This is a genomic window from Paraburkholderia sp. GW821-FHT02A12 (assembly GCF_059422005.1).
In genome coordinates, this window is the sequence record NZ_JBWKWA010000001.1 from 989180 (window position 1) to 1011947 (window position 22768).

Below are 22768 nucleotides of genomic sequence, written 5' to 3' on the forward strand. Positions count from 1 at the left end.
ACGTGCGGCGTAAAACGCGTTATTTCATCTGCACCGAACCTGACACATTGACCGTCACCGTGGACGTGCCGCCTTCGATCGGCACCGGCGCCGAGGCCTTCGCGTCGGCGCTCATCGCACGTGCGCTCATCATCATCATCGGGCGCGGCATGATGCCGTTGCGCCCGACGTTGACCTCGCGGATCGAATAGCCGCTGTAGCCGAACGCCTGTGCCGACGAAGAAGCCTGCTCGCGGAACGACCTGATCGCTTCGCCGGTGAGCTTCTGTTCGGCGGCGCGCTGCGCTTCAGGCGACAGCGAGAATTGCACGTTGCCGACCTGCATGATCGATGCCATCTGACCCGCGAGCTTCGACGCGGCGGCGAAGTCGTGCGATTCGAGCACGATTTCCGTGCGGCCGCGCCACGCGGAAATACGGCCGTCGCGATCGGTTGACGGATAGATCGAGAACGAACCCGTGCGCGCGGTCACGCCATTCACGCCCTTGGCTTTTTGCAGCGCCGAATCGGCGCGCTGATTCAGCGTTGACGTGAGTGCCGACGGATCGCTCGCTTCCTGCTCATAAAACAGCGTGATATCGACGACGTCTTGCGGCACTTCCGCGCTGGCCTGCGCATTCAGCGACAGCACGCCCGAGGGCTGATATTGTGTCACGCCTTGCGCGCGCGCCATGGCCGGCGTCAATGCGAGGGCGGCAGGGGCCACGCACACGAGAGCGAGTGCGAGGGCACGTGCAGTGTTTTTTGTCATTCCCGGACTCCTTGCTTGAACAGGTTATGCGCGATTGGAGCAAATGCGCTGCAATGGCACGGCGTTTGCGTGTCCATTTGCGAGTCCGTTAGGCGCTTGTAACCTCGGCTTGGTTCCCCAATTTGACGTTGTTTCAAGGTCGGGTCCCGGTTTGCTCCTGCTTTGCACGCGCGGCAGTGACAACGTACCGCACATACACATGCAGCTTCAAACAAGCCGCTTCGTGATGAAACGCCATTCGGCTTCGGTCACCGGCGTGATCGACAAACGGTTGCCCTTCGCCAGCACGCGCATGTCCGCGAGTTCCTCATGCTCGCGCAACGCGGCAAGCGGGATCAGAGGGATCCTCTTCTTGAACACTACGTCGACGAGCAGCCAGCGCGGCGTTTCCGGCGACGACTTCGGGTCGTAGTAGGGGCTCTTCCTGTCGAACTGCGTCGGATCCGGATAAGCCGTGGACGACACCTCGGCGAGCCCCGCGATGCCCGGTTCGGGGCAGCTCGAGTGATAGAACAGCACACCGTCGCCGACCTGCATCATGTCGCGCATGAAATTGCGCGCCTGATAGTTGCGCACGCCGGTCCACGGCAGCGTGCGTTGCGGTGCATTGGCGAGATGGTCGATGCTTGCTTCGTCCGGTTCGGACTTCATTAGCCAGTAGCGCATGAATCGAATTGAACCTTAAGAAGGTGAAGATGCGAAAGAAACCGGAGGCCCAAAGAAAAACGGCACCGAACCGAAGTCCGATGCCGTTCTAAATAAGGTCCCCGCCTTAGCCGCTAGGCCGGCATCCTGAACCGGGGGTTCAGAATTGGTCGCAGTTAGCAGCACTTCGGGTACATCAGACAGAGTGACGCGCACACCCGTGCTACAAATTTCCACAACCGTGCACATGGCATTGGTTCAAGGAATATATGACCTTGGCGAACCAGGCAGGGAAGCTAAACCGATGAAGCTAAAACGATGGAACTCAAACGTTCGCGCGAGTCTTTGCTCATGCACTCCGCTTGAATCCGCGGCCGATTTCAGGCACGGCCACTAGACACTTACTGCATGCTGTACTGCTGAATCACAGTACCTAGCTGTTCATTCATTTGACGCATTGTACGCCGGATTTCCTCAGCGGGAAATGCTTCTCCGTGTCTCACGCTCGTTTGCAGCTTAAGCAGTTCCGATGCCAGCGACAGCGCAGCCATGACGGCAATGCGATCCGTGCCGCGCACGTTGCTGTGATTGCGGATCTTCGACATTTCAGCGTCTACGCGTGCCACCGCTTCGAGCAGCGCCGCTTCGGTTTCCGGCGAGCAGGCGAGACGATACGGCACGCCGAGAATCGATACTTCGATCTGCTTCGTGGTCATGCATTTTCTCCGTGGCGGGTGGCGGCGCTGTCCGCTTCGACCTCGTGTTGCTCGGGTTCGAGCAGATCGAGCTGATTGTCAGGCTCGGCCTGTGCGCGTGCCCGCGGCAGTTTTTCGAGAATCGCATTCAGGCGCACCTGTGCGTCGTCGATCTTTGCCGACAGCGCGTCGCGTTCCGCTTGCAGCGTATCGCGTTCCTCGCGCAGCAACGCGAGTTCGGTACGCGTGGCTTCCGCTTCAGCGCGCGTTCGGGCGAGCTGCTCTTCGAGCGCGAGCCGCGCTTCATTGTGGCGCTGGCTGATCGCAATCAGCTTGCCGATATTTTGTGAGAGTGATTCGAGTTCGGTGAGCATGTGCTGCGTCCTCTAAAGACATCGCATTTTAGCGCGGAATGTCGCAGGTTCCGACAATTGTCTCGTTTCGAGACGTAACAACCTCGCTTTGTGCAGGCTTTTATCGGCCTTATGACGAAAAACTGCGCCTGCATCGGACAATAACCTGCACTTAACAGAACGGATCGAGCAAGGATTAACCATTCTTGACGGGCCTCGAGGGCGCTCCTAAACTGGCCGCACTTTGGTGCCCGCGCGTGCTTTTCGACAGGGCGCGCAGTTAAACGGGAAGCAGGGCGCGACGTTCGCCTGAACGCGCCAGCCTGCGCTGCCCCCGCAACGGTAAGCGACCGCATGTCGTCATGCAAGTCGATCCCGATCGCGTGTTCGAAGCTGAACATACGAGTGTGCCACTGCGCGTCACGCGTGAGAAGGCGGGATCGATGTGTCGCCAGCCCGGATACCGGCCAGAGGGAGAGATTCGTCCAGCGCAGATTCATAGCAAGCGCGGGCGTCTCGTCACGCATCGTCCACCCAATCGTTGGTGTTGATCGACGGTGTCCGAGTCGATTCGGTCAGCCTCGGCGCACCGCAACTTGCGCAGATTCCGCTCGATCAGGTCGACCACGTCGAAGTGGTGAACGGCAATGGGTCCGCGTCATACGGCTCGGGCGCGATCGGCGGCGTCGTGCAGGTGTTCATGAAAGACGGCGGCGATCATCCGCCGCGTTTCAATTTCTCGGTGGGCTACGGCAGTTATCACACGCAGACGCAACAGGCCGGCGTGAACGGCGCGTTGGACAAAGACAGCAAGACCACCTTCAGCATCTCGCTCGCGCGCTCGAAAGGCGACGGCTTCTCATCGCTCAAACCAGCCCAGGCGCCCAACGCAAATCCGAATCCGAACGGCTATCTGAACGAGAGCATCTCCGCCTCGCTGCGCCACAAGTTCAATGACAAGTGGGACGCAGGCATCACATATTTCCAGTCGAACGGCAACAATAGCTACGACAACGCGTACGGCGTGCCGACCGATCTGAACAACCTCTACACCAAAGTGCGGCAGATGTCGGTGTTCGCCAGTGGCAAGGTGACCGGCTGGTGGACCACCCACTTCATCGTCTCCGAAGGCGACGATCGCAGCGTGTCGAACACCAACGGCATCTACAACGGCCGCTTCGATACCGACAATCGCCAGTACACATGGCAGAACGATTTCGCGCTCGCCGCGCAGCAGAAGCTGCAGGTCGGCTACGAGCATCTTGATCAGAGCCTCGATTCGGATACGTTTGCGGCGCCCGACCGGCATGTGAATTCGGGCTTCGTCGGCTATAGCGGGCGCTTTGGGTGCAATCAGATTCAGGCCAACGTACGGCGCGATCAGTATTCCGATTTCGGCGCAGCGAACAGTTACTATCTCGGCTACGGTTTCGACATCGCCGAGCATTGGAAGGTGAGCGCAAGCTATTCGGATGCGTTTCGCGCGCCGAGCTTCGACGATCTGTACTATCCGATCAGCGGCAATCCGTCGATCCAGCCGGAGCGCAGTCATTCGATCGAAGCAGCGTTGCAGTATGCGTCGAATGCGCTGGGCGTGATGCGCCTGAGCGCGTTCCAGGCGCGCTATTCGAATCTGATCGACTACCATCAGGTGACGCCCGGCATCTATCTGGCAGCGAACGTCGGTCATGCGAAGGTGCAAGGGCTCGAAGGATCGTGGAGCGGTCATGTCGGCAGGACGGATGTGCGTGCGTCGGTGACGCTGCAAAATCCCGTCGACCTCGACAGCGATGTCGACCTTGTGCGGCGTGCGCGGCGTTTCGCGTCGCTAGCGGTGAATCGCAGTATTGCGGGGTGGCGTGTCGGCGGCGAGTGGATCGTCAGCGGCGCGCGCGACGATAGCAGCGGCAAGCTCGGCGGTTACGGTGTGGTGAATCTGTCCGCGCGCTACGACATCACGAAAGCGTGGTGCGTGGCTGCGCAAATCCAGAACCTGTTGAACAAGGACTATGAAACGGCCTACTCGTATAACTCGCCGCGGCGCGGTGCGTATGTCACGGTCGGTTGGCAGCAGCAGTGACGGGTGCGCCTGCGTGAGATCGTGCGGATGAACCGCGGCTCGGGTCCGAGGGTCGCGACGGCGATGCCCATCATGAGCGCGAAGCGTGCGGCCGCGATCTGGCTCGCGCTCGCCGTGCTCGCGCTGATCGTGCTGATGGCGTCGCTCGCGCTCGGCAGCGTGCCGCTCGCGCCCGCGCGCGTGCTGGCGGCGCTCGTGCCTTCGCCCGCGGCATCGGCGGATCTCGCGAGCGAAATCGTGCGGACATTGCGTCTGCCGCGCGCGCTGGCCGGCTTCGCGTGCGGCGCGCTGCTCGCGTTGGCCGGCGCGCTGTTGCAGGTGCTGCTGCGCAATCCGCTGGCCGAGCCATACGTGTTGGGCGTTTCGGGCGGTGCGGCGACTTTTGCGCTGGTCGCGATGATCGCCGGTTGCGCGTGGTGGATCGTCGATGCCAGCGCGTTCGCGGGCGCGTTCGTGTCGATCCTGCTGGTGCTCGGTCTTGCGCGCCGCGAGTTGTGGCGGGGCGAGCCGCAGGACACGTCGCCGCGCTTGCTGCTGACCGGCGCGGTGATCGCGGCCGGCTGGGGCGCCGTCATCACGCTGCTGCTCAACCTTGCGCCTGACAATCGTCTGCGCGGCATGCTGTTCTGGCTGACCGGCGACCTCAACGGCGGCGCAATGCCATGGGCCGCGCTCGCCGCGCTCTTCGTCGTGCTGATCGCGATCTTGCCCGCTGCGCCGCGGCTCAATGTGCTGCTGCGAGGCGATGCGGCCGCGCAGGCGCTCGGCGTCGCGGTGATGCCGCTGCGCCTGCGTGTCTATCTGGTGGCGTCGCTGGCGGCGGCCGCGGCGGTGACGACAGCGGGCACCATCGGCTTTGTCGGCCTGGTGGTGCCGCATATGCTGCGGCTCGCGTTCGGCAACGATCAGCGCATGCTGTTGCCGGCCGCCGCGCTCGGTGGCGGTGTCGCGGTGATGGGCGCCGACCTGATCGCGCGCACGGTCATTGCGCCGGCGCAATTGCCGGTCGGCGTGATTACCTCGATCGTCGGCGTGCCGGTGTTTTTGTGGATGCTGCTGCGCAGGCGCCGATGATGCAGGCACACCACTCCGCCCATGCCGCGCTCAGCGCGCAACGCCTGACGTTGCGCGCCGGCTCGCGAACGCTGCTCGATGCGTTCACGCATACGTTCTACGCAGGCGAGATCTGGTGCGTCGCCGGCCCGAACGGTGCGGGCAAGACGACGCTGATCGCGACGCTCGCCGGCCTCTCGCATCCGGCGGCGGGGCACGTCGAGCTCGACGGCGCGCGTCTCGCCGACTGGCAACCGCTGCCACTCGCACAGCGTCGCGCGTTGATGCCGCAGAGCGCGCACGATGCGTTCAGCGCGAGCGTGCTCGATATCGTGATGCTCAACCGCTTTCCGCATCTGACCGGCTGGGGCTGGGAACGCGCCGCTGACCGCGCCGCCGCGCATGACGCGCTGGATGCGCTGGGCCTCGCCGAATTCGCAGCGCGCGACGTGCTGTCGCTGTCGGGCGGCGAACGGCAACGCGTCGCGCTGGCCGCGGTGTTGTGCCAGCAGGCGCCGTTGTTGCTGCTCGACGAACCGCTGTCGCATCTCGATCTGCATCATCAGATCGATTGCCTCGATGCGTTGACCGCCTGGACACGCGAGCCTGGGCGTACAGTCATGTTTTCGTGTCACGACCTGAATCTGGCGCGCCGCTTCGCGACGCATGCGTTGCTGCTCGACGGCGCCGGCGGCGCCTATGCCGGGCCGGTGCATGACGTGCTGACGCCGGCGCTGACGAGCCGTGCATTTGGGTACCCGTTGGTTCTGATTCGCGACGGCGAGCATGAGGCGTTGATTCCCGCGCCGCGCCCGCGTCACGAATCGCCTGGCGGTGATGACACGCGGGCAAGCTAAGCGCTTCATAAGCGTTTCATCATCGTTTCAAAAAAACATTCTCTCTTCCGAAAAACGTCTATGACTTCTTTGCCAGGTTTGCTGCAATTGCCCGAGGTCGAGCCGCTCGATCAAACGTTGCGCGCCGAACTGCAACACATCATCGATACCAAAACCAAGCCGCCCGGCAGCCTCGGCCGGCTCGAGACGCTGGCGCGTCAAATGGGTCTGATCCAGCGCACCACGCGTCCTACGGTCGAACGTCCGGCGATGATCGTGTTCGCCGGCGACCACGGTATCGCCGACGAAGGCGTGAGTCCTTATCCGCAAGCCGTGACCGCGCAGATGGTCGCCAACTTTCTCTCGGGAGGCGCGGCGATCAATGCATTGAGCCGCGTCGCCGGCGTCGAGCTCGAGGTGGTCAATGCGGGGATCGCGACGCCGTTGCCGTCCAGTGAAGGCCTGATCGACATTCCGGTCGCGCCCGGCACCCGCAACTTCGCGCACGAACCGGCGATGACGCATGACCAGGCGCTCGCCGCGATGCAAGCGGGCGCCGCTCGCGTGCGCCATCACGCGGCGCTCGGCAGCAACGTGATCGGCTTTGGCGAGATGGGGATTGCGAATACGTCGTCGGCTGCGTGCTTGATGAGCCGCCTGTGCGGCGTGCCGATCGACGAATGCGTCGGCCGCGGCACCGGTCTCGACAACGCGGGCCTGGCGAAAAAGCGCAACGTGCTTGCCTCGGCGCTCGCGCGCCACGCTGTCTCCGCGGCTCCGCTCGACGTGCTCGCCACGTTCGGCGGTTTCGAAATCGCGGTGATGGCGGGCGCGTATCTCGCTGCCGCCGAAGCGCGTATGACGATCCTCGTCGACGGTTTCATCGCGACTTCGGCGCTGCTGGTCGCCGATGCGTTCGCGCCCAACGTGCGCGAGTATTGCGTGTTCGCGCATGCGTCGAACGAAGCGGGGCATCGGCGCATGCTCGACCATTTCGGCGCGCTGCCGTTGTTGTCGCTCGATATGCGTCTCGGCGAAGGCACGGGCGCGGCGCTCGCGGTGCCGCTGCTGCGCGCTGCCGTTGCGTTCGTCAACGAGATGGCGAGCTTCGAATCGGCCGGCGTCGCCAATCGCGATGCTTAACCGATCTTGCAATACGTGGCCTTGCGATAGGTGGCCTCGCAATAAGCCGCCTCGCCGGATCGCAGGCTCGGCCCGCCCATGAATCCGCTCGCGGAACTGCGCTACTTCTTCACGGCGCTCGGCTATTTCACGCGCGTGCCGGTGCCGCGCTGGGTCGGCTACGAGCCGCACTACCTGAACGCGGCGGCGCGCTATTTTCCGCTCGTGGGCGTGCTGATCGGCGGCTTGAGCGCGCTGGTCTATCTCGCGGCGTTGCGCGTGTTTCCGGCGGGCGTGGCAGTGCTGCTCTCGATGGCCGCGTCGCTGCTCGTCACCGGCGCGTTTCACGAAGACGGTCTGGCTGATTGCGTCGATGCGTTCGGTGGCGCCTATACGCGTGACGACGTGCTGCGCATCATGCGTGATTCACACATCGGTGCATTCGGCGCTATCGCGCTTGTGATCGCGCTGGCATTGAAGTGGCAAGCGCTCGCCGCCATGCCGCCGATGCGCGCGGCAAGTCTGATGATTGCGGCGCATGCGGCCAGCCGCGCCTGCGCGATCAGCTATCTCGCCACGCTCGACTATGTGCGTGCCGAAGGCAAAGCCAGGCCGGTCGCGCAACGCCTGAGCGGTTCCGCGTTGATCTGCGCGGCGGTGTCCGGCTTGCCGTGGCTGCTCTGGCCGAGCTGGCGCGACGGGCCCGACTGGCGATTCGCGTGCGTCACATTCGCTGTATTGGCGGCGCTGCGTTTTGCTATGGGCCGTTATTTCGTCAGACGCATCGGCGGGTATACCGGCGACTGCCTGGGCTTTGCGCAACAGATTTTTGAATTGAGCATCTACCTCGTGGGGCTTGCATGGATATCGTCCTGATCCGCCATCCCGCCGTCGCGCTCGATGCAGGCGTGTGTTATGGCCATAGCGACGTGGCGCTTGCCGAGGATGTCGAGGTGTCCGCGATTGCGCTGGCCTTGAAACTCGCGACCTTGCAGGTGCCGCCGCCGCGCGTCTTGATGTCGAGTCCGCTGACACGCTGCGCGTCCCTCGCCGCTGCAATGGCGAACGATTTCGGCTGCGCGCTCAGTCACGACGACCGTCTGAAGGAAATGAACTTCGGCGCCTGGGAGCAGCAGCGCTGGGATGCCATCGATCGTGCGTTGCTCGACGAGTGGGCGGCGAACTTCGAACATGCGCGAGCGCATGGCGGCGAGAGTGTCGCGCAATTCGCCGCGCGGGTGCGCGCGTGGTTCGAGGCATTCGCGCAGACGCGCGAGTTGACGCCGGCGTATGTCGTCACGCATGCGGGCGTGATTCGCGTGATTGCGTCGCTGGTGCTGGATGTGCCGGTGGAGCGCTGTCTGAACTGGTCGCTGGGAATGGCCGGGATCGTCTGGCTGCGCCGGGACGATGACGCGCAGCAATGGTCGCTGGTGAGGTGGAATGCTTGAGTGCCGCGCCTGGGGCGGCTTGCCGCCTCCCGGCGGTCGGACACGCTAGCCGGTTGAGATACTATTCGCGCCACTTTTTCTGAAATTTGTCGCGAAAAACCTTATTCGTGCCACTCCAATCATTAAAGTGGCACGAATAGCCCTATTTGTGCCACAATAAGGTGAGAAAAGTGGCGCAAATAACGCTAATCGCGCCACATCGACTCTCTGGTGGCGCGCATGAACAGCAAGGGCATCAAACAGGAACTGGATCTGATCGAGCAACTCATCGCTACAAGCGGTGAGGGGTGGGGCGTCCGCGCGCTCGCCGCGGCACTCGCCGCGCGTCGCCATCCGATGCCGCGCCGCACGCTGCAACGCCGCCTCGATGCGTTGCTGGAAGCCGGCCGGATCGCGTCGGAAGGCGGCGGGCGAGCGGTCGCTTATAAGCGGATTTCCGCCTCGAGCGAGGCGGTTTCTCCTCCCCAGGCTTTCATAACCGCAAGCACTACAGGCGAAGCCTATGTGCCTGTGTCGAACGCAGGTCTGGAAGTTCGCGCAGAGGTGAACAGGCCGCTGCATGAGCGCCGGCCGGCCGGCTACAACCGCGCGTTTCTCGAGCGCTACCGCCCCAATCAGGACACTTACCTATCCCAGGCTCAGCGCGAACGCCTGCATGAGTGGGGCCGCACGTCGGCGGATGTGCGACCGGCGGGCACCTACGCGCGCGACATCATGAGCAGGCTTCTGATCGATTTGTCGTGGGCGTCGTCGCGGCTCGAGGGCAACACTTATACGCGGCTGGATACCGTGCGCCTGATCGAGCAAGGGCAGATCGCCGAAGGCAAGGACGCTCAGGAAACGCAGATGATCCTCAACCACAAGGCCGCGATCGAGATGATTGTCGAGAGCGCCGACGAGGTGGGTTTCAATCGCTTCACTGTACTGAACCTTCACGCGATTCTCTCCGACAACCTGATGTCGGACCCGTTCGCGAGCGGCCGTTTGCGCGCGCGCGAAGTGGAGATCAGTGGCACCGTATTTTTTCCGCTCGCCGTACCGCAACAGATCGCGGAATGCTTCGAGGCGCTGCTGAACAAAGCCGCACAAATCGACGATCCGTTCGAGCAGGCTTTTTTCGGCATGGTGCACCTGCCGTACTTGCAGCCCTTCGAAGACGTCAACAAACGGGTCTCGCGTCTAACGGCGAACATCCCGCTGATTCGGCAGAATCTGTGTCCGCTGTCGTTCGTCGACGTTCCCGAGAAGGCGTATATCGAAGGCACGCTCGGCGTGTACGAAACCAATCGCGTGGAATTGCTGCGCGATGTTTTCATCTGGGCCTACGAGCGGTCGTGTCAACGCTATCTGGCGATTCGACAATCGATTGGCGAGCCGGACGCGTTCCGGCTCAAGTATCGCAATGCGTTGATACAGGTGGTGCAGGAGGTGATTCGCGGCGGCCTGGCCGGCACGCGCGGCGAAATCGAAACGCTCGCGCGGAACCTGGCGGCCGCGGGAGACTTGTCCTCTTTCGTCGACGCGATCCAGTCCGATCTGGACCATCTCTATTTGGGTAACGTCGCGCGTTACCGGTTGCGGCTTTCCGAGTTCGAACGCTGGCCGTTCAAACGTCCGGATACTGCCAGGCGCTGACGGCTCGCCGCTCCTGTTTCGGCGTCACTGCGCGCCGCTCTTCCTCCGCGAACGCGCCACATCCAGGTCCTCGCATAACTGCTTCGCCCCTTGCGCGATGCGTGGCGCCGGGCGGTTGATCAAATCGCCGTCGATGGCGAACAGGTTGTTGTTCGCCACCGCTTTCAAGCCCGGCCATACGCGCCAGCTGTCGAGTTGCGGCAAGGTCGTGGCGGGCCTGGTCGCGCCGGGCGCGGCGGTGACGATCGCCTCCGGATTGGCGGCGAGCACCGCTTCAGTCGAGACGGTCGGCACCAGCGGTTCCAGTTTCGCGAACACGTTGCGGCCGCCGCACAGCGCAATCGCGTCGCTGACCATGTGCTCGCCGTTGAGCGTCATCAACGGTTGATCCCACACCTGGTAGAACACGCTGACAGGCGGCCGGCTCGCGTACCGCGTTCGCAATTGCGCGATGTCGTGACGGAACGCAGCCGCTGCGGCATCGGCGGTCGGCGAGGTGCCGAGCAATTGCCCGAGTCTGGTCAGCGACACGGCGACGTCGTCGAGATGATGCGGCTCGCTGAAGAACAACGGCACATGCATGTCGCGCAGACGGTCGAGTTGACGCTGCGCATTGCCATGCCGCCATACGACGATCAGATCGGGCTTCAACGCGGCGATGCGTTCGAGATCGAGCGCCTTGTTGTCGCCGACGCGCGGCAGTTGTTTCGCTTCAGGCGGATAGTCGCTGTAGGACACCGCGCCGACCAGTCTCGTGCCGCCGCCCGCGGCATAGAGCAGTTCGGTGACGTGCGGCGCGAGGCTGATCACGCGTTGCGCGGGGGCGGGCAGGGTGACGGTCGCGCCGGTGTCGTCGGTCACGGTGATTGCGGCGTGAGCGTGCAGCGCGCTAGCAAAAAGCGCGGCGGCGATGGCGAAGCGGGGGAGCCGGATCATCGGGCGCCGACGCTGTCGATCATGCGCATGCCCTCGCACAAACTCTCGTCGAAGCGCGTCCATTCAGCCTCGCTTGCCGGCAAGCCGAAGCGTACGCTGCCGGACGCCGTGAACAGCCGTGTCCAGACGCCGCGCCGCGCCAATTCGTCATGCAAAGCGGCGGCGCGTGCATCGGCGCACCATGCGAAAAGCGGCGTGCTGCGCGTGGCAAGACCTTGTGCATGCAACAGGTTCACGAGACGCGCGCTGTCGGCAGCGAGCCGGGCATGCATTTGCCGCTGCCAGGCTTCGTCTTCAAACGCGGCTTTGACGGCATGACGAGCCGGGCCGCTGACGGTCCACGCGCCGAGCGTACGACGCAACGCGTCGAGCAACGCCGGCGCGCCAAGTACGAAGCCCGCGCGCACGCCTGCCAGGCCGAAGAATTTCCCCGGCGAGCGCAAGACGATCAAGCCGTTGCGATCGGTGCATGAGGCGAGCGACGCCGACGGCATCGTATCGGCAAAGGCTTCATCGACAAGCAGTGAGCCGCCGCGCGCGCTCAGTTGCGCGTGCCATTGCAGCAGCCTGCCGGCGCTCAGATGCTCCGCAGTCGGATTATTCGGATTGACGACAACCCCATGCGTGAGCGCGTCGGGCAAGGTATCGCACGACACGTCCAGCGGCAAAACCCGATGTCCGGCCCGCTGGAAAGCGGGCGCATATTCGCTGTACGTGAGCGGCGCGATGCCGACCGTCGCGCGCGGCAGCAACGACGGCAGCGCGCGAATCGCCGCCTGGCTGCCGGCGACGGGCAGCACGTGCGCGGCATCGGGCGCGCCGTAGTAACGCGCGGCGCAGGCGGCAAAGCCGTCGCCTTCGTCGGGCAGGCGGCGCCATGCATCGGCGGGAACGGGCGGCACCGGATAGCCGAGCGGATTGATGCCGGTCGACAGGTCGAGCCATTGCGCGTACGGAATGCCGTAGCGCTCGGCGGCTTCGTGCAGGTTGCCGCCGTGGACCGCGGCGCTGGAATCGGCCATGAGCTCAGCCGTGCGCCCGGCCATGCGCTCATGTATGCGCTCGTTCATGCGCTCATTTATGTGCTTATTTATGCGCTCAACCATGAAAAGGCACGCTCAGCAAAGCCAGCACGATCAGCACCGCCAGCCAGAGAATGACCGTGCGCTCGACCAGCATCAACGCCGCCGTCACATGGCCGGCGTTCGCCGGCTGTCCGGCGCCGAGCGTCGGCCGATGTTCGAGCGCGCCGTGATAAACCGCCGCGCCGCCGATCAACACGTTCAGACTGCCGGCGCCCGCGGCCATCACCGGTCCGGCGTTCGGGCTGTCCCAGCGCGGCGCCTGCTCGCGCCAGCAACGCCATGCCGTGCGCGTGTCGCCGAGCAGCGCGTAGCTCGCCGCGGTGAGACGCGCGGGAATCCAGTTGAGCACGTCGTCGAGCCGTGCGGCGGCCCAGCCGAAGCGCAAATAGCGCGGTGTGCGATAGCCCCACATCGCGTCGAGCGTATTGGCCAGACGAAAACCGAGCGCGCCCGGGCCGCCCGCGATCGCAAACCAGAACAGCGCGCCGAAGATCGCGTCGTTGCCGTTTTCGAGCGCCGATTCGACGGCGGCGCGCGACAGCGCGGCTTCGTCGGCATGCGCGGTTTCGCGCGACACGATGCGCGAGGTCAGCAAACGCGCTTGCGCGAGATCGCGTTGCTGCAACGCCTGGGCGATCGGCGCGATGTGATCGTGCAGACTGCGCGCGCCGAGCGCGAACCACAGCAACGCGACGTGCACGGCGCAGGCCGCCAAAAACGGCAGCACGCTGACCAGCCACCAGGCGATCAGCACCGGCGGCATGACCGCCAGCGACCACGCGAGCAGCCCCTTGGGCCGCAAGCGCCGGCCGGTGTTGTAGCGCGCTTCGAGGCGCATCGCGAGTTTGCCGAAGCCGACCAGCGGATGCGCGAGGCGCGGCTCGCCGAACCAACGGTCGACGGCGACGCCGGCGGTCGCCAGCGTAACGAGCATGGGGAGCGAGAGCATCACGCGGGGCCCGCTGTTTTCAATGCGAGCGGCAAGCCCGCGACCATCATCGTGACCTGGGTGCTCAACGCGGCGATACGTTGATTGAGCCGCCCGAGTTCGTCGACATAGAGCCGCGTGGCCGCGCCGAGCGGCACCACGCCCAGGCCGATTTCGTTGCTGACCACGATGATCTTTCCTTTGGCGTCAAAAAGCGCGGCCTCGAATGCGGCGAGATAGGCAGGATAGCGGTCGATGGACACACCGTCGCCATCAGGCGGACACAATAAATTGGCGAGCCACAACGTCAGACAGTCGATCAGGATGCAGTGGCCGGGCGCGTCAGTTTGCGTGACGGCGCCGGCGAGATCGACGGGCGCTTCCAGCAACTGCCAGTGCGCCGGACGCCGCTCGCGATGATGCGCGATACGCGCGCTGAATTCGGCATCGTCAGCCACGCGCGCGGTGGCGACGTATGTGACGGCGCGCGCGCTGTCGTTCGCCAGCTGTTCGGCATGCACGCTTTTGCCCGAACGGGCGCCGCCGAGAACGAAGGTGAGGTCGCGGGAAATCATCGCGTGATTGTACCGGCGCGCACCCGCTCCCGGCGCGATGGGATAATGCCGCGTTCGAATTGCTTCATAGCCGCTTCATCGCTGCTTCATAGCCCGCTTCATAGCCGTTTAATTACCGCCTCATTGTCGCTTCGTCACGGCTTCGTTGCCGCTTGATTGCCTTTTTCACCGCTGAGCTCAATTTTCCGTGACCACCACTTCGACCGTGCTTGACGATGTACCCGTGCCGCGCGGCACGCTGATGATTCAGGGCACCACGTCCGATGCGGGCAAGAGCACGCTGGTCGCCGGCTTGTGCCGGCTCGCGCGGCGCGCCGGCGTGCGGGTCGCGCCGTTCAAGCCGCAGAACATGGCGCTCAACAGCGCGGTGACGGTCGACGGCGGCGAGATCGGCCGCGCGCAGGCCTTGCAGGCGGTCGCCGCGGGGATTGCCGCGCACACCGATCTCAATCCGGTGCTGCTCAAGCCCACCAGCGACCGCGGCGCGCAGGTGATCATCCACGGCAAGGCGCGCATGAATCTCGACGCGCGCGCGTATCACGACTACAAGCCGGTGGCGCTCGAGGCGGTGCTGGAATCGTATGCGCGTTTGCAAGCGGCGTACGACACGATTTTCGTCGAAGGCGCGGGCAGTCCCGCCGAAATCAATCTGCGTGATCGCGACATCGCCAACATGGGTTTTGCGGAAGCGGTCGATTGCCCGGTCGTGCTGGTGGCCGATATCGATCGAGGCGGCGTGTTCGCGCATCTGACCGGCACGCTCGCGTGTTTGTCGGCGAGCGAGCAGGCGCGCGTGCGCGGCTTCATCATCAACCGGTTTCGCGGCGACGTCGGCTTGCTGAAGCCAGGCCTCGACTGGCTCGAAGCGAAAACCGGCAAGCCGGTGCTGGGCGTCGTGCCGTATCTGCACGGTCTCACGCTCGACGCTGAAGACATGCTGCCGCCCGAACTGCGCGCAGCGCACAGCGGCGACGCCGGACGCATGTTGCGCGTGGTCGTGCCGGTGCTGCCGCACATCAGCAATCACACCGATTTCGACGCGCTGCGCGCCCATCCGCAGGTCGATTTTCATTACGTGAGAAGCGGCACGCCGCCACCTCCAGCGGATCTGATCATCCTGCCGGGTTCGAAGAACGTGCCGGGCGACCTGGCGTATCTGCGCGCACAAGGCTGGGACGCAGTGCTGGAACGGCATCTGCGGTACGGCGGCCGCGTGATCGGCATTTGCGGCGGCATGCAGATGCTCGGTCGCGAAGTGGCCGATCCGCATGGCGTGGAAGGTGCGCCGGGCACGTTCGCGGGCCTCGGCTGGCTCGACTATTCGACCGTGCTGACGCGCGAGAAAACGCTGAAGAACGTGACCGGACGCCTCGCGTTGCCGGGCGCGCCCGGGGTGGCAGGCTACGAGATTCACATGGGCGCGACGCAAGGCCCGGCGCTGGCTTCGCCCGCGCTGCAACTGGGCGAAGCGCAACACGCGCATCCCGACGGCGCGATTTCCGTCGATGGGCAAATTCTCGCCACCTACGTGCACGGTCTATTCGACACCCCGGCCGCCTGCGCCGCGCTGCTGGCGTGGGCGGGGCTGAGCGGCGCCGAGCAGATCGACTACCCGGCGCTGCGCGAAGCCTCGCTGGATCGCCTGGCCGACACGCTGGCCGCGCATCTCGATCTGCCGAAGCTGTTCATGGCGATTGGCTGATCTGTGTCAGCCGGGTTGCAGCCGGGCTGCGCCGATTAACTCTCAGTAAGAAATAATCAAAGCGTCAGAAAGGGTTTTTCGCTCGCGGAGGTTCGAATAAAGTTCTTTGCATCGACGGCCGAAATGCGCCGCCTCTCTCCACAGGACCTGCCATGAATTCGAACCGCTCCGCCGATCTGGCCGCTTTACTGCTTCGCCTCGCCTTGGGCGTTCTCTATCTCGCGCACAGCCTGCAGAAGATTTTTGTTTTCACGCTGCCTGGCACGGCGCAGTTTTTTGTTTCGCTGGGCCTGCCGGGCTGGCTCGGTTATCTGACGGCGTTCGTCGAGCTGATCGGCGGCATCGCTTTGCTGCTTGGCGTGCAGGTCCGCTGGGTTGCGCTGGTGCTGCTGCCGTTCATGCTCGGCGCGATGTCGGCGCATCTGCACAACGGCTGGGGATTCGCGTCGCCGAATGGCGGATGGGAATATCCGGCGTTCTGGGCGGTGACGCTGGCGGTGCAGTCGCTGCTCGGCGGCGGCGCGCTGGCGTTGAGCGGGGCGAAGGCGCCGCGCGCCGTCGCTGCTGGAAAGGCTGCTTGATACGCGCTTGATACGCCTGAAGCATGCCTGAACCGCCGCACTGGCGGTTCGTCGAACCGCTCTGGCGGTCCGGTCCACCGGGCAATAGAAAAGCACGCGCCGTGAGGCCGCGTGCTTTTTTCATGGCGCTGCGCGTCGCGCCATTCAGTCAATACAACACGATCTGGGTGCAGCGAAACAGCGCCATCGTCTTGCCGTTCGGATCGGTGACGGTGGCGTCCCACACCTGCGTGCTGCGGCCCAGATGCACGCTCTTGGCGACCGCGCGGATCGTGCCTTCGTTGGCGGTGCCGAGGAAGTTGCTTTTCAGCTCGATGGTCGTGAAATTGCGCGCCGTCTCGGGCAAATGCGCGAGGCACGCGTAGCCGCAGGCGGTGTCGGCCAGACCGATCACAGTAGCCGCGTGCAAAAAACCGTTCGGCGCGAGCAATTCGCTGCGCACGGTCAATTCTGCGGTCAAGGTGCCTTGCGCCAGTTCGAGGACATGCACGCCCAGCAAGCCGGGCAGCTTGCCCTGCTGGCGTTCGTGCAGGCGGTCTATCGTGTATTCGGGGCGCAGTTTGCTCATGAGATTCGGGTCCTCGATGGAATAATCGGCTGTAGCGGGCCGGTAATTAGCCGTCCGGGGCTTCGGCCCTGATGCATTTGTCGATATTATCAACGGCTGGATCGGCAAGTGCCCTGAAACCGGTGCGGATCGGGGCACACCAACGCAACTCTGAGCAAAAAGCGCGGCAAACCGGCTGGCAGCGCCGGCCTTCTTCCCGGGAGAATTCATGACGGTGATCGTGGTGGCGAATCCGAAAGGCGGCGTGGGCAAAAGTACGCTGTCGACCAATCTGGCGGGATATTTCGCGGCAGCAGGCGAATGGGTCGCATTGGCGGACCTGGACAGGCAGCAGTCCGCGCATGCGTGGCTGTCGCTGCGGCCCGCCACGCTGCCGGCCATCGAAACCTGGGAGGTCGACCAGGACGCACCGGTCAAGCCGCCGAAGGGCCTGGAGCATGCGGTGGTCGATACGCCGGCCGGGTTGCACGGCCACCGCCTGAATATCGCGCTGGATCTGGCGGACAAGGTGATCGTGCCATTGCAGCCGTCGCTGTTCGATATTCTCGCCACCCAGGATTTTCTCGAGCGCCTGGCGAAGGAAAAAGCGGTCCGGAAGGGCGCGATCGAGATCGGCGTGGTCGGCATGCGGGTCGATGCGCGCACGCGTTCAGCGGAGCAGCTGCATCGATTTGTCGAGGGTTTGCAGCTGCCGGTGCTCGGTTTTCTGCGCGATACGCAGAATTACGTGCAATTGGCCGCGCACGGCCTGACCTTGTGGGACGTCGCGAAAAGCCGCGTGGAGAAGGATCTGGAGCAATGGCAGCCGATCGTCGAATGGACGAACGGGGCCGGCAAGAAGGCCTGAGGGCGCGTTGGCGGAAGGGTTGGCAGGCGGGTTAGGCGGGTTGGTTTTAGCAGGCGGCGCGGCCGCCCGCTGCATGGAACCGCGCGATGGATCCCGGTCTCAGGTCCAGTTCTGGGTCGGCACGTGATCGCGGCTGCCCTTGATCTTGTTGTTCTCGTCGACGAACACCAGATCCGGCTTCCAGCCTGCCTTCAGCTCCGCTTCGTCGACCACCGCGAACGCCGCGATGATCACCAGATCGCCGAGCTGCGCGCGCCGCGCCGCCGAACCGTTCAGCGAAATCATGCCGCTGCCGCGTTCGCCCTTGATCGCGTAGGTCGAGAAGCGCTCGCCGTTGTTGATGTTCCAGATGTCGATCCGTTCGTTTTCGACGATGTTCGCGGCTTCTAGCAAGTCTTCGTCGATCGCGCACGAGCCTTCGTAGTGCAGCTCGCAGTGCGTGACCGCGACACGGTGGATCTTCGACTTCAGCATGTTGCGTTGCATGATCAATCCCTTGTGGCTTCTTGTGCGCGTTCGCGCGGACCAAGCGTCAGATTCAGATTTCGAGGTTGTCGATCAGACGGGTGGCGCCGAGCTTGGCGGCGGCCAGCACCACCAGTTCCGCGTTCTCGTCTTGCGGGCCCGGCGGCAGCAGGTTCGAGCGCTTGCGCACCGCGATGTAATCGGGCTGCCAGCCGCGCGCGGCCAGTTCCGCCATCGCCGCCTGTTCGAGTTTCGCGAAGTCGCGCTCGCCCGACAGCACCGCGTCGCGCACGCGATTGAGCTCGGCGGCCAGCATCGGCGCCTCGGCGCGCTCGGCGGCTTGCAGATAGCGGTTGCGCGAGCTGAGCGCGAGGCCGTCGGTGTCACGCACCGTTTCCGCGGCGATGATGTCGGTGGGCAGTGCGAACTGGTGGCACATGCTGCGCACGATCATCAGCTGCTGGTAATCCTTCTTGCCGAACACTGCGACGCGCGGCTGCACGCACGACATCAGCTTCATCACCACGGTGCACACGCCCTGGAAGAAGCCCGGCCGGAATTCGCCTTCGAGAATGTCGCCCAGATCGTGCGGCGGATGCACGCGGTACTCCTGCGGCTCCGGATACAGGTCGCTTTCCGTCGGCGCGAACAGCACGTAGACGTTTTCCTTCTGCAGCTTTTCGATGTCGGCTTCGAGCGTGCGCGGGTATTTGTCGAAATCTTCGTTCGGACCGAACTGCAAGCGGTTCACGAAGATACTCGCCACCACCGGATCGCCGTGCTGGCGCGCCAGACGCATCAGCGACAGATGACCCTCGTGCAGGTTACCCATCGTCGGCACGAAGGCGGTGCGATTCTGGCCGCGCAACTGGTCGCGCAATTCATGGATCGAGCTGATGACTTTCATGATCGGACAGGGATTTCCTCGCGCGGCGCGAGACTCGGTTGACGCAAAACCTTAGGGTATCGCGCGGGCCGCCGCCGCACTGGTAATGACAGGTTCGGAGCGCGGGATTGTAGTGGATTTGCGGCGGGGGCGCACCGAAACGAGGCATTGGCAGCTGTTCTGGCGCACGCAAGCTGCGCCTGGCACCCCCTTTGATGCCTGTTGTGACGCTTCATGCCGGCAGATAGGCAAGGCGCACATAGATCGGTGCGAACGGCTCGGCCTGCGTGATTTCGACCAGCGATTCGCGGCATAGCTCGAGCATCGCGATGAAATTCACCACCACCACCGGCACGCCTTTGCTCGTGTCGAACAGGTCGGAGAATTCCATGAAACGCGCGTTCTGCAGTTGCCGCAGGATCGTGCTCATGTGCTCGCGCACCGACAGTTCCTCGCGCGAAATCTTGTGGTGCTGGACCAGCTTGGCGCGTTTGATCACGTCGGCCCACGCGGCGCGCAGGTCTTCGCTGTTCACGTCGGGAAAGCGCGGCGTGATGCTTTGCTCGATGTACACCTCGGCGCGCAGGAAATCGCGGCCAAGCTGCGGCAACTGGTCGATGCGCTGCGCGGCGAGTTTCATCTGCTCGTATTCGAGCAGGCGGCGCACCAGTTCCGCGCGCGGATCTTCGGCTTCTTCGCCGCTATCGGCTTTCTTCACCGGCAGCAGCATGCGCGACTTGATCTCGATCAGCATCGCGGCCATCAGCAGATACTCGGATGCGAGTTCGAGATTGGTCTGGCGCAACTGGTCGACGTAGCCGAGATACTGCACCGTGACGTCCGCCATCGGGATGTCGAGCACGTTGAAGTTCTGCTTGCGGATCAGGTACAGCAACAGGTCCAGCGGACCTTCGAAGGTTTCGAGAAACACTTCGAGTGCGTCCGGCGGAATGTACAGATCCGTCGGCAGCTTGAAGAGCGGCTCGCCGTACAGGCGTGCGAACGCGATGCCGTCGACCGTGTCGGGCGTGGAATCGGTGGCGGGGGCGGCTAGCGCGGCGTCGGCCGGCGCCGGCGTAGCGCCGTGGGCCTCGTCGGCGTGACTCACGCGCTTAGAAGTTTTGATAGTACGAGTAAGACGTCTGTTCTACGCGCGAGGCTTTCTGTTCGGCGCGTTCTTCGAGGTCGATCGGCTGTTTGTCCCACAGCAGCGAACGGCCGCGGCGCTGTTCAGCTTCCAGATGCGGTTTTTGTTGCTTGAGCTGGTTCAGGAACTGGGTGATGTCCGATTGATACATGGCTCGACGTCCGTGATGGGTGAAATGGCGGCTGTCCTCGCGACCCCTGACAGGAATCCGCAAGGCAACCGCTTGGCGTTGACTGCGCGATTTTACCGCAAGCGCCGCGCACGGACGAAAAACGGCGGCAGGCGCGAGCCGCCGGCTGGCGAAAACGCCTGGAACCCAGGCGGCGGCGACGCGTCAAAGGCGGGCGCGCTCCCGGCTCGGGGGCATGTGCATCACGACGGATGCGGCGCGAGAGCGCGGCTCGCGCGCCGTCTGGCCATCCAGAGAGGCCGTTTCAAGAGATCGCGCGGCCTCGCCGATGTGGTCAAATAGCGAGCTTCGGACGCTGCGGCGAGCCCGAACCAAAGAATTTAATCAACCACGGCCGGAGGTCCTGTTTGGCGGGATGTGCGATCGAAACGCCGCGTGTACGGCGCGCTGAAGCCGGTGTGGCCGCTGCGGCCGGTGCCGCTGGCGGGCTGCACCGGCGCATGATGCCGGTTCGGCGTTGGCTGCGTGCGTGGCTGGCGTTCGGCATCGTCATGCTGACGCTGGCCGCGACCGACGCCCACGCCGCGCGCGCCAACGCCAGCTACAAGGTCGATATCGAGGCCTCGCCGCGCTCGCTGCGCAAGCTGCTCGAAGCGCATCTGGACATTGCGCGCTTCGCCAAACGCGCCGACATCAGCGACGAGCAGTTCGAGTTCCTCGTCACCGCGACGCCCCAGCAGGTGCGCGATCTGACCGCTACGCAAGGCTATTTCACGCCGGTCGTGCGCACCGACGTGCGAACCGTCGACGGCAAGAAGCGCGTCACCGTGAGCGTCGATCCGGGGCCGCAAACCACCATCGAGTCGATTTCGCTGTCGTTTCGCGGTCCGGTGCTGACCGAAGACCCGGCGCAGGAAAATGCCGCGCGCTTCGCGTTTTCGCTGCGCGAAGGCGATCCGTTTTCGCAAGGCGACTGGGACAATGCGAAAAACGCGTCGCTCAAGGCGTTGCAGGCGCGCCGCTATCTGGGCGCGAAGATTTACCACTCCGAGGCGCGGATCGACCCGCGCACGCACGAAGCGAAGCTGTCCGTCACGTATGACAGCGGGCCGACCTTCACGATGGGCAAGCTCGACGTGTCCGGCACGCGGCGCTATCCGGAGCGGATCGTCGATAACGTGAATCCGATTTCGGTCGGCGATATCTACGACGTGCAACGCGTCGCCGAATTGCAGCGGCAGTTGCAGAACACGCCGTATTACGCGAGCGTCGCCATCGACGTGGATAGCGATCCGGCCAAACCGGCCGAGACGCCGCTGCACGTGAAGGTGTCCGAATATCCGTACAACAGTATCCGCGGCGGGGTCGGCTACTCGACCGACAACGGTCCGCTGATCCAGGGCGCGTATTCGTATCTCGACACCTTCGGCAAGGCCTGGCCGTTCACGATCGACGGCCGGATCGACCAGGTTCAGCAGTACGGGCAAATCCAGCTGGCGATGCCGCCGGGGCCGCGTGGCTGGACTAATAGCGTGCTGGCGTCCTACACCACCACGGACGTTTCCGACACGCGCATTTACAGTGTCCGTGCCGGTGTGCAGCGGGCTCGCACGTCGCAATTCATCGACTACAACTACGCGATCCTGCTCTACCAGGACCGGCTCGACCAGAACGCGATTGCGCCGACCACCAGCCGGGCGCTGGTGCCGTCGTGGTCGTGGACCCGCCGCCATACCGACGACCCGCTGTTCCCGCGTTCGGGCAACCTGATTCACGTGGAAGCGGGCTTCGCGGTCAAGGGCGTGCTGACCGACCAGACGTTCATCCGCGGCTACGCCCGCGGCCAGCAGTATCTGCCGATCGGCAAGGAAGACCTCGTGCTGGTCCGCGCCGAGCTCGGCGGCGTGTTCACGAGCGGCAGTTCGAGCGGCATTCCGGCTTCGCTGCTGTTCCGCGCGGGCGGCTCGAATTCGATCCGCGGCTACAGCTATCAGAGCATCGGTAATAACGTCGACGGCTCGGTGCTGCCGACCAAATATCTGGCCACCGCGTCGGCCGAGTATCAGCATTGGTTCAGTCACGATTGGGGCGCGGCGGCGTTCTTCGACGTCGGCACCGCCACCGACACCTGGGGCGAGAAAGTCTTTTATCCTGGCGTCGGTGTGGGGGCGCGCTGGCGCAGTCCGGTCGGGCCGGTCAACGTCGATATTGCCTACGGGATTCGCAACAGGAGCGTGCGGCCGTATCTGACCCTCGGGATCGCCTTCTGATGGACACCTGCATTCACATGATCCACG

The 22768-nt window shown here is 64.2% G+C and carries 23 protein-coding genes, 1 other RNA gene, 1 pseudogene and 1 riboswitch; of the genes and pseudogenes, 11 read left to right on the top strand and 14 right to left on the bottom strand.

The features are described from left to right. Positions 1–19: 19 nt before the first annotated feature. From AC07WT_RS04450 to AC07WT_RS04470, 5 genes are all read right to left on the bottom strand, one after another. Positions 20–751, bottom strand: a complete 732-nt coding sequence (locus tag AC07WT_RS04450; protein WP_492591103.1) for an SIMPL domain-containing protein — start codon at positions 749–751, stop codon at positions 20–22. A 207-nt stretch (positions 752–958) separates the two neighbouring features. Further along, complete coding sequence (locus tag AC07WT_RS04455; protein WP_494946194.1) at positions 959–1417, bottom strand: EVE domain-containing protein; 459 nt, start codon at positions 1415–1417, stop codon at positions 959–961. Between the two features lie 94 nt (positions 1418–1511). Further along, positions 1512–1693: non-coding RNA, 6S RNA (ssrS, locus tag AC07WT_RS04460), on the bottom strand. 104 nt (positions 1694–1797) lie between these two features. Beyond that, a complete protein-coding gene (locus AC07WT_RS04465; RefSeq protein ID WP_492591101.1) occupies positions 1798–2112 on the bottom strand; it encodes a cell division protein ZapA in 315 nt (104 codons plus the stop codon). Further along, positions 2109–2465 carry an ATPase gene (locus AC07WT_RS04470; RefSeq protein WP_492591100.1) on the bottom strand — a complete coding sequence of 119 codons (357 nt, stop codon included), beginning with the start codon at positions 2463–2465 and terminating at the stop codon, positions 2109–2111. The genes AC07WT_RS04465 and AC07WT_RS04470 overlap by 4 nt, the downstream gene beginning before the upstream one ends. A 207-nt stretch (positions 2466–2672) precedes the next feature. Next, a riboswitch (cobalamin riboswitch) is annotated at positions 2673–2930 on the top strand. 31 nt (positions 2931–2961) lie between these two features. Between AC07WT_RS04470 and AC07WT_RS04475 the strand changes: the two are divergent. The 7 genes and pseudogenes from AC07WT_RS04475 to AC07WT_RS04505 form a co-directional block, all read left to right on the top strand. Beyond that, positions 2962–4524: pseudogene (locus tag AC07WT_RS04475) on the top strand (TonB-dependent receptor domain-containing protein); the annotation flags it as partial. Positions 4525–4551: 27 nt separating this feature from the next. Further along, on the top strand, positions 4552–5598 hold the full coding sequence (locus tag AC07WT_RS04480) for a FecCD family ABC transporter permease (protein WP_494948379.1): 1047 nt from the start codon (positions 4552–4554) through the stop codon (positions 5596–5598). Next, positions 5595–6434, top strand: coding sequence for an ABC transporter ATP-binding protein (locus tag AC07WT_RS04485; protein WP_494946195.1), 840 nt, complete (start codon positions 5595–5597; stop codon positions 6432–6434). Before AC07WT_RS04480 ends, AC07WT_RS04485 begins: the two co-directional genes overlap by 4 nt. Positions 6435–6494: 60 nt before the next feature. Continuing rightward, positions 6495–7556 (top strand): nicotinate-nucleotide--dimethylbenzimidazole phosphoribosyltransferase, encoded by a 1062-nt coding sequence (gene cobT, locus AC07WT_RS04490; protein WP_494946196.1) that lies wholly within the window; start codon positions 6495–6497, stop codon positions 7554–7556. 78 nt (positions 7557–7634) lie between these two features. Further along, positions 7635–8411, top strand: a complete 777-nt coding sequence (locus tag AC07WT_RS04495) for an adenosylcobinamide-GDP ribazoletransferase (protein WP_494946197.1) — start codon at positions 7635–7637, stop codon at positions 8409–8411. After that, positions 8396–8986 carry an alpha-ribazole phosphatase gene (cobC, locus tag AC07WT_RS04500; RefSeq protein WP_494946198.1) on the top strand — a complete coding sequence of 197 codons (591 nt, stop codon included), beginning with the start codon at positions 8396–8398 and terminating at the stop codon, positions 8984–8986. The genes AC07WT_RS04495 and cobC overlap by 16 nt, the downstream gene beginning before the upstream one ends. Before the next feature lie 219 nt (positions 8987–9205). Next, positions 9206–10621: a Fic family protein gene (locus AC07WT_RS04505; protein WP_494946199.1), complete on the top strand. Its 1416-nt coding sequence runs from the start codon at positions 9206–9208 to the stop codon at positions 10619–10621. Between the two features lie 24 nt (positions 10622–10645). On the opposite strand, the gene AC07WT_RS04510 is transcribed toward AC07WT_RS04505, so the two are convergent. The 4 genes from AC07WT_RS04510 to cobU form a co-directional block, all read right to left on the bottom strand. Next, positions 10646–11557, bottom strand: a complete 912-nt coding sequence (locus tag AC07WT_RS04510) for a cobalamin-binding protein (RefSeq protein WP_494946200.1) — start codon at positions 11555–11557, stop codon at positions 10646–10648. After that, on the bottom strand, positions 11554–12579 hold the full coding sequence (gene cobD / locus AC07WT_RS04515) for a threonine-phosphate decarboxylase CobD (protein ID WP_494946201.1): 1026 nt from the start codon (positions 12577–12579) through the stop codon (positions 11554–11556). The genes AC07WT_RS04510 and cobD overlap by 4 nt, the downstream gene beginning before the upstream one ends. 76 nt (positions 12580–12655) lie before the next feature. After that, positions 12656–13591: an adenosylcobinamide-phosphate synthase CbiB gene (gene cbiB, locus AC07WT_RS04520; RefSeq protein WP_492591092.1), complete on the bottom strand. Its 936-nt coding sequence runs from the start codon at positions 13589–13591 to the stop codon at positions 12656–12658. Continuing rightward, positions 13591–14145: a bifunctional adenosylcobinamide kinase/adenosylcobinamide-phosphate guanylyltransferase gene (gene cobU / locus AC07WT_RS04525; RefSeq protein WP_494946202.1), complete on the bottom strand. Its 555-nt coding sequence runs from the start codon at positions 14143–14145 to the stop codon at positions 13591–13593. The genes cbiB and cobU overlap by 1 nt, the downstream gene beginning before the upstream one ends. A 241-nt stretch (positions 14146–14386) precedes the next feature. On the opposite strand from cobU, the gene AC07WT_RS04530 reads away from it, so the two are divergent. Further along, a complete protein-coding gene (locus tag AC07WT_RS04530) occupies positions 14387–15847 on the top strand; it encodes a cobyric acid synthase (protein ID WP_494948380.1) in 1461 nt (486 codons plus the stop codon). A 152-nt stretch (positions 15848–15999) separates the two neighbouring features. After that, positions 16000–16428 carry a DoxX family protein gene (locus AC07WT_RS04535; protein ID WP_494946203.1) on the top strand — a complete coding sequence of 143 codons (429 nt, stop codon included), beginning with the start codon at positions 16000–16002 and terminating at the stop codon, positions 16426–16428. A 148-nt stretch (positions 16429–16576) separates the two neighbouring features. Here AC07WT_RS04535 and AC07WT_RS04540 read toward each other — a convergent pair whose 3' ends face one another. Then, positions 16577–16996, bottom strand: a complete 420-nt coding sequence (locus AC07WT_RS04540; RefSeq protein WP_492591089.1) for a PaaI family thioesterase — start codon at positions 16994–16996, stop codon at positions 16577–16579. Between the two features lie 208 nt (positions 16997–17204). Here AC07WT_RS04540 and AC07WT_RS04545 point away from each other — a divergent pair, with 208 nt between their 5' ends. After that, positions 17205–17843: a ParA family protein gene (locus AC07WT_RS04545; protein ID WP_494946204.1), complete on the top strand. Its 639-nt coding sequence runs from the start codon at positions 17205–17207 to the stop codon at positions 17841–17843. A gap of 99 nt (positions 17844–17942) precedes the next feature. On the opposite strand, the gene panD is transcribed toward AC07WT_RS04545, so the two are convergent. The 4 genes from panD to AC07WT_RS04565 form a co-directional block, all read right to left on the bottom strand. Further along, on the bottom strand, positions 17943–18329 hold the full coding sequence (gene panD / locus AC07WT_RS04550; protein WP_006048527.1) for an aspartate 1-decarboxylase: 387 nt from the start codon (positions 18327–18329) through the stop codon (positions 17943–17945). A gap of 52 nt (positions 18330–18381) precedes the next feature. Next, positions 18382–19215 carry a pantoate--beta-alanine ligase gene (gene panC / locus AC07WT_RS04555; RefSeq protein ID WP_494946205.1) on the bottom strand — a complete coding sequence of 278 codons (834 nt, stop codon included), beginning with the start codon at positions 19213–19215 and terminating at the stop codon, positions 18382–18384. A 211-nt stretch (positions 19216–19426) separates the two neighbouring features. Next, positions 19427–20302, bottom strand: a complete 876-nt coding sequence (locus AC07WT_RS04560; RefSeq protein WP_492591086.1) for a segregation and condensation protein A — start codon at positions 20300–20302, stop codon at positions 19427–19429. Positions 20303–20306: 4 nt separating this feature from the next. Then, positions 20307–20492: a DUF3460 family protein gene (locus tag AC07WT_RS04565; RefSeq protein WP_492591085.1), complete on the bottom strand. Its 186-nt coding sequence runs from the start codon at positions 20490–20492 to the stop codon at positions 20307–20309. Between the two features lie 386 nt (positions 20493–20878). Between AC07WT_RS04565 and AC07WT_RS04570 the strand changes: the two genes are divergently transcribed. After that, positions 20879–22741 (top strand): autotransporter assembly complex protein TamA, encoded by a 1863-nt coding sequence (locus AC07WT_RS04570; protein WP_494946206.1) that lies wholly within the window; start codon positions 20879–20881, stop codon positions 22739–22741. Positions 22742–22768: the final 27 nt, after the last annotated feature.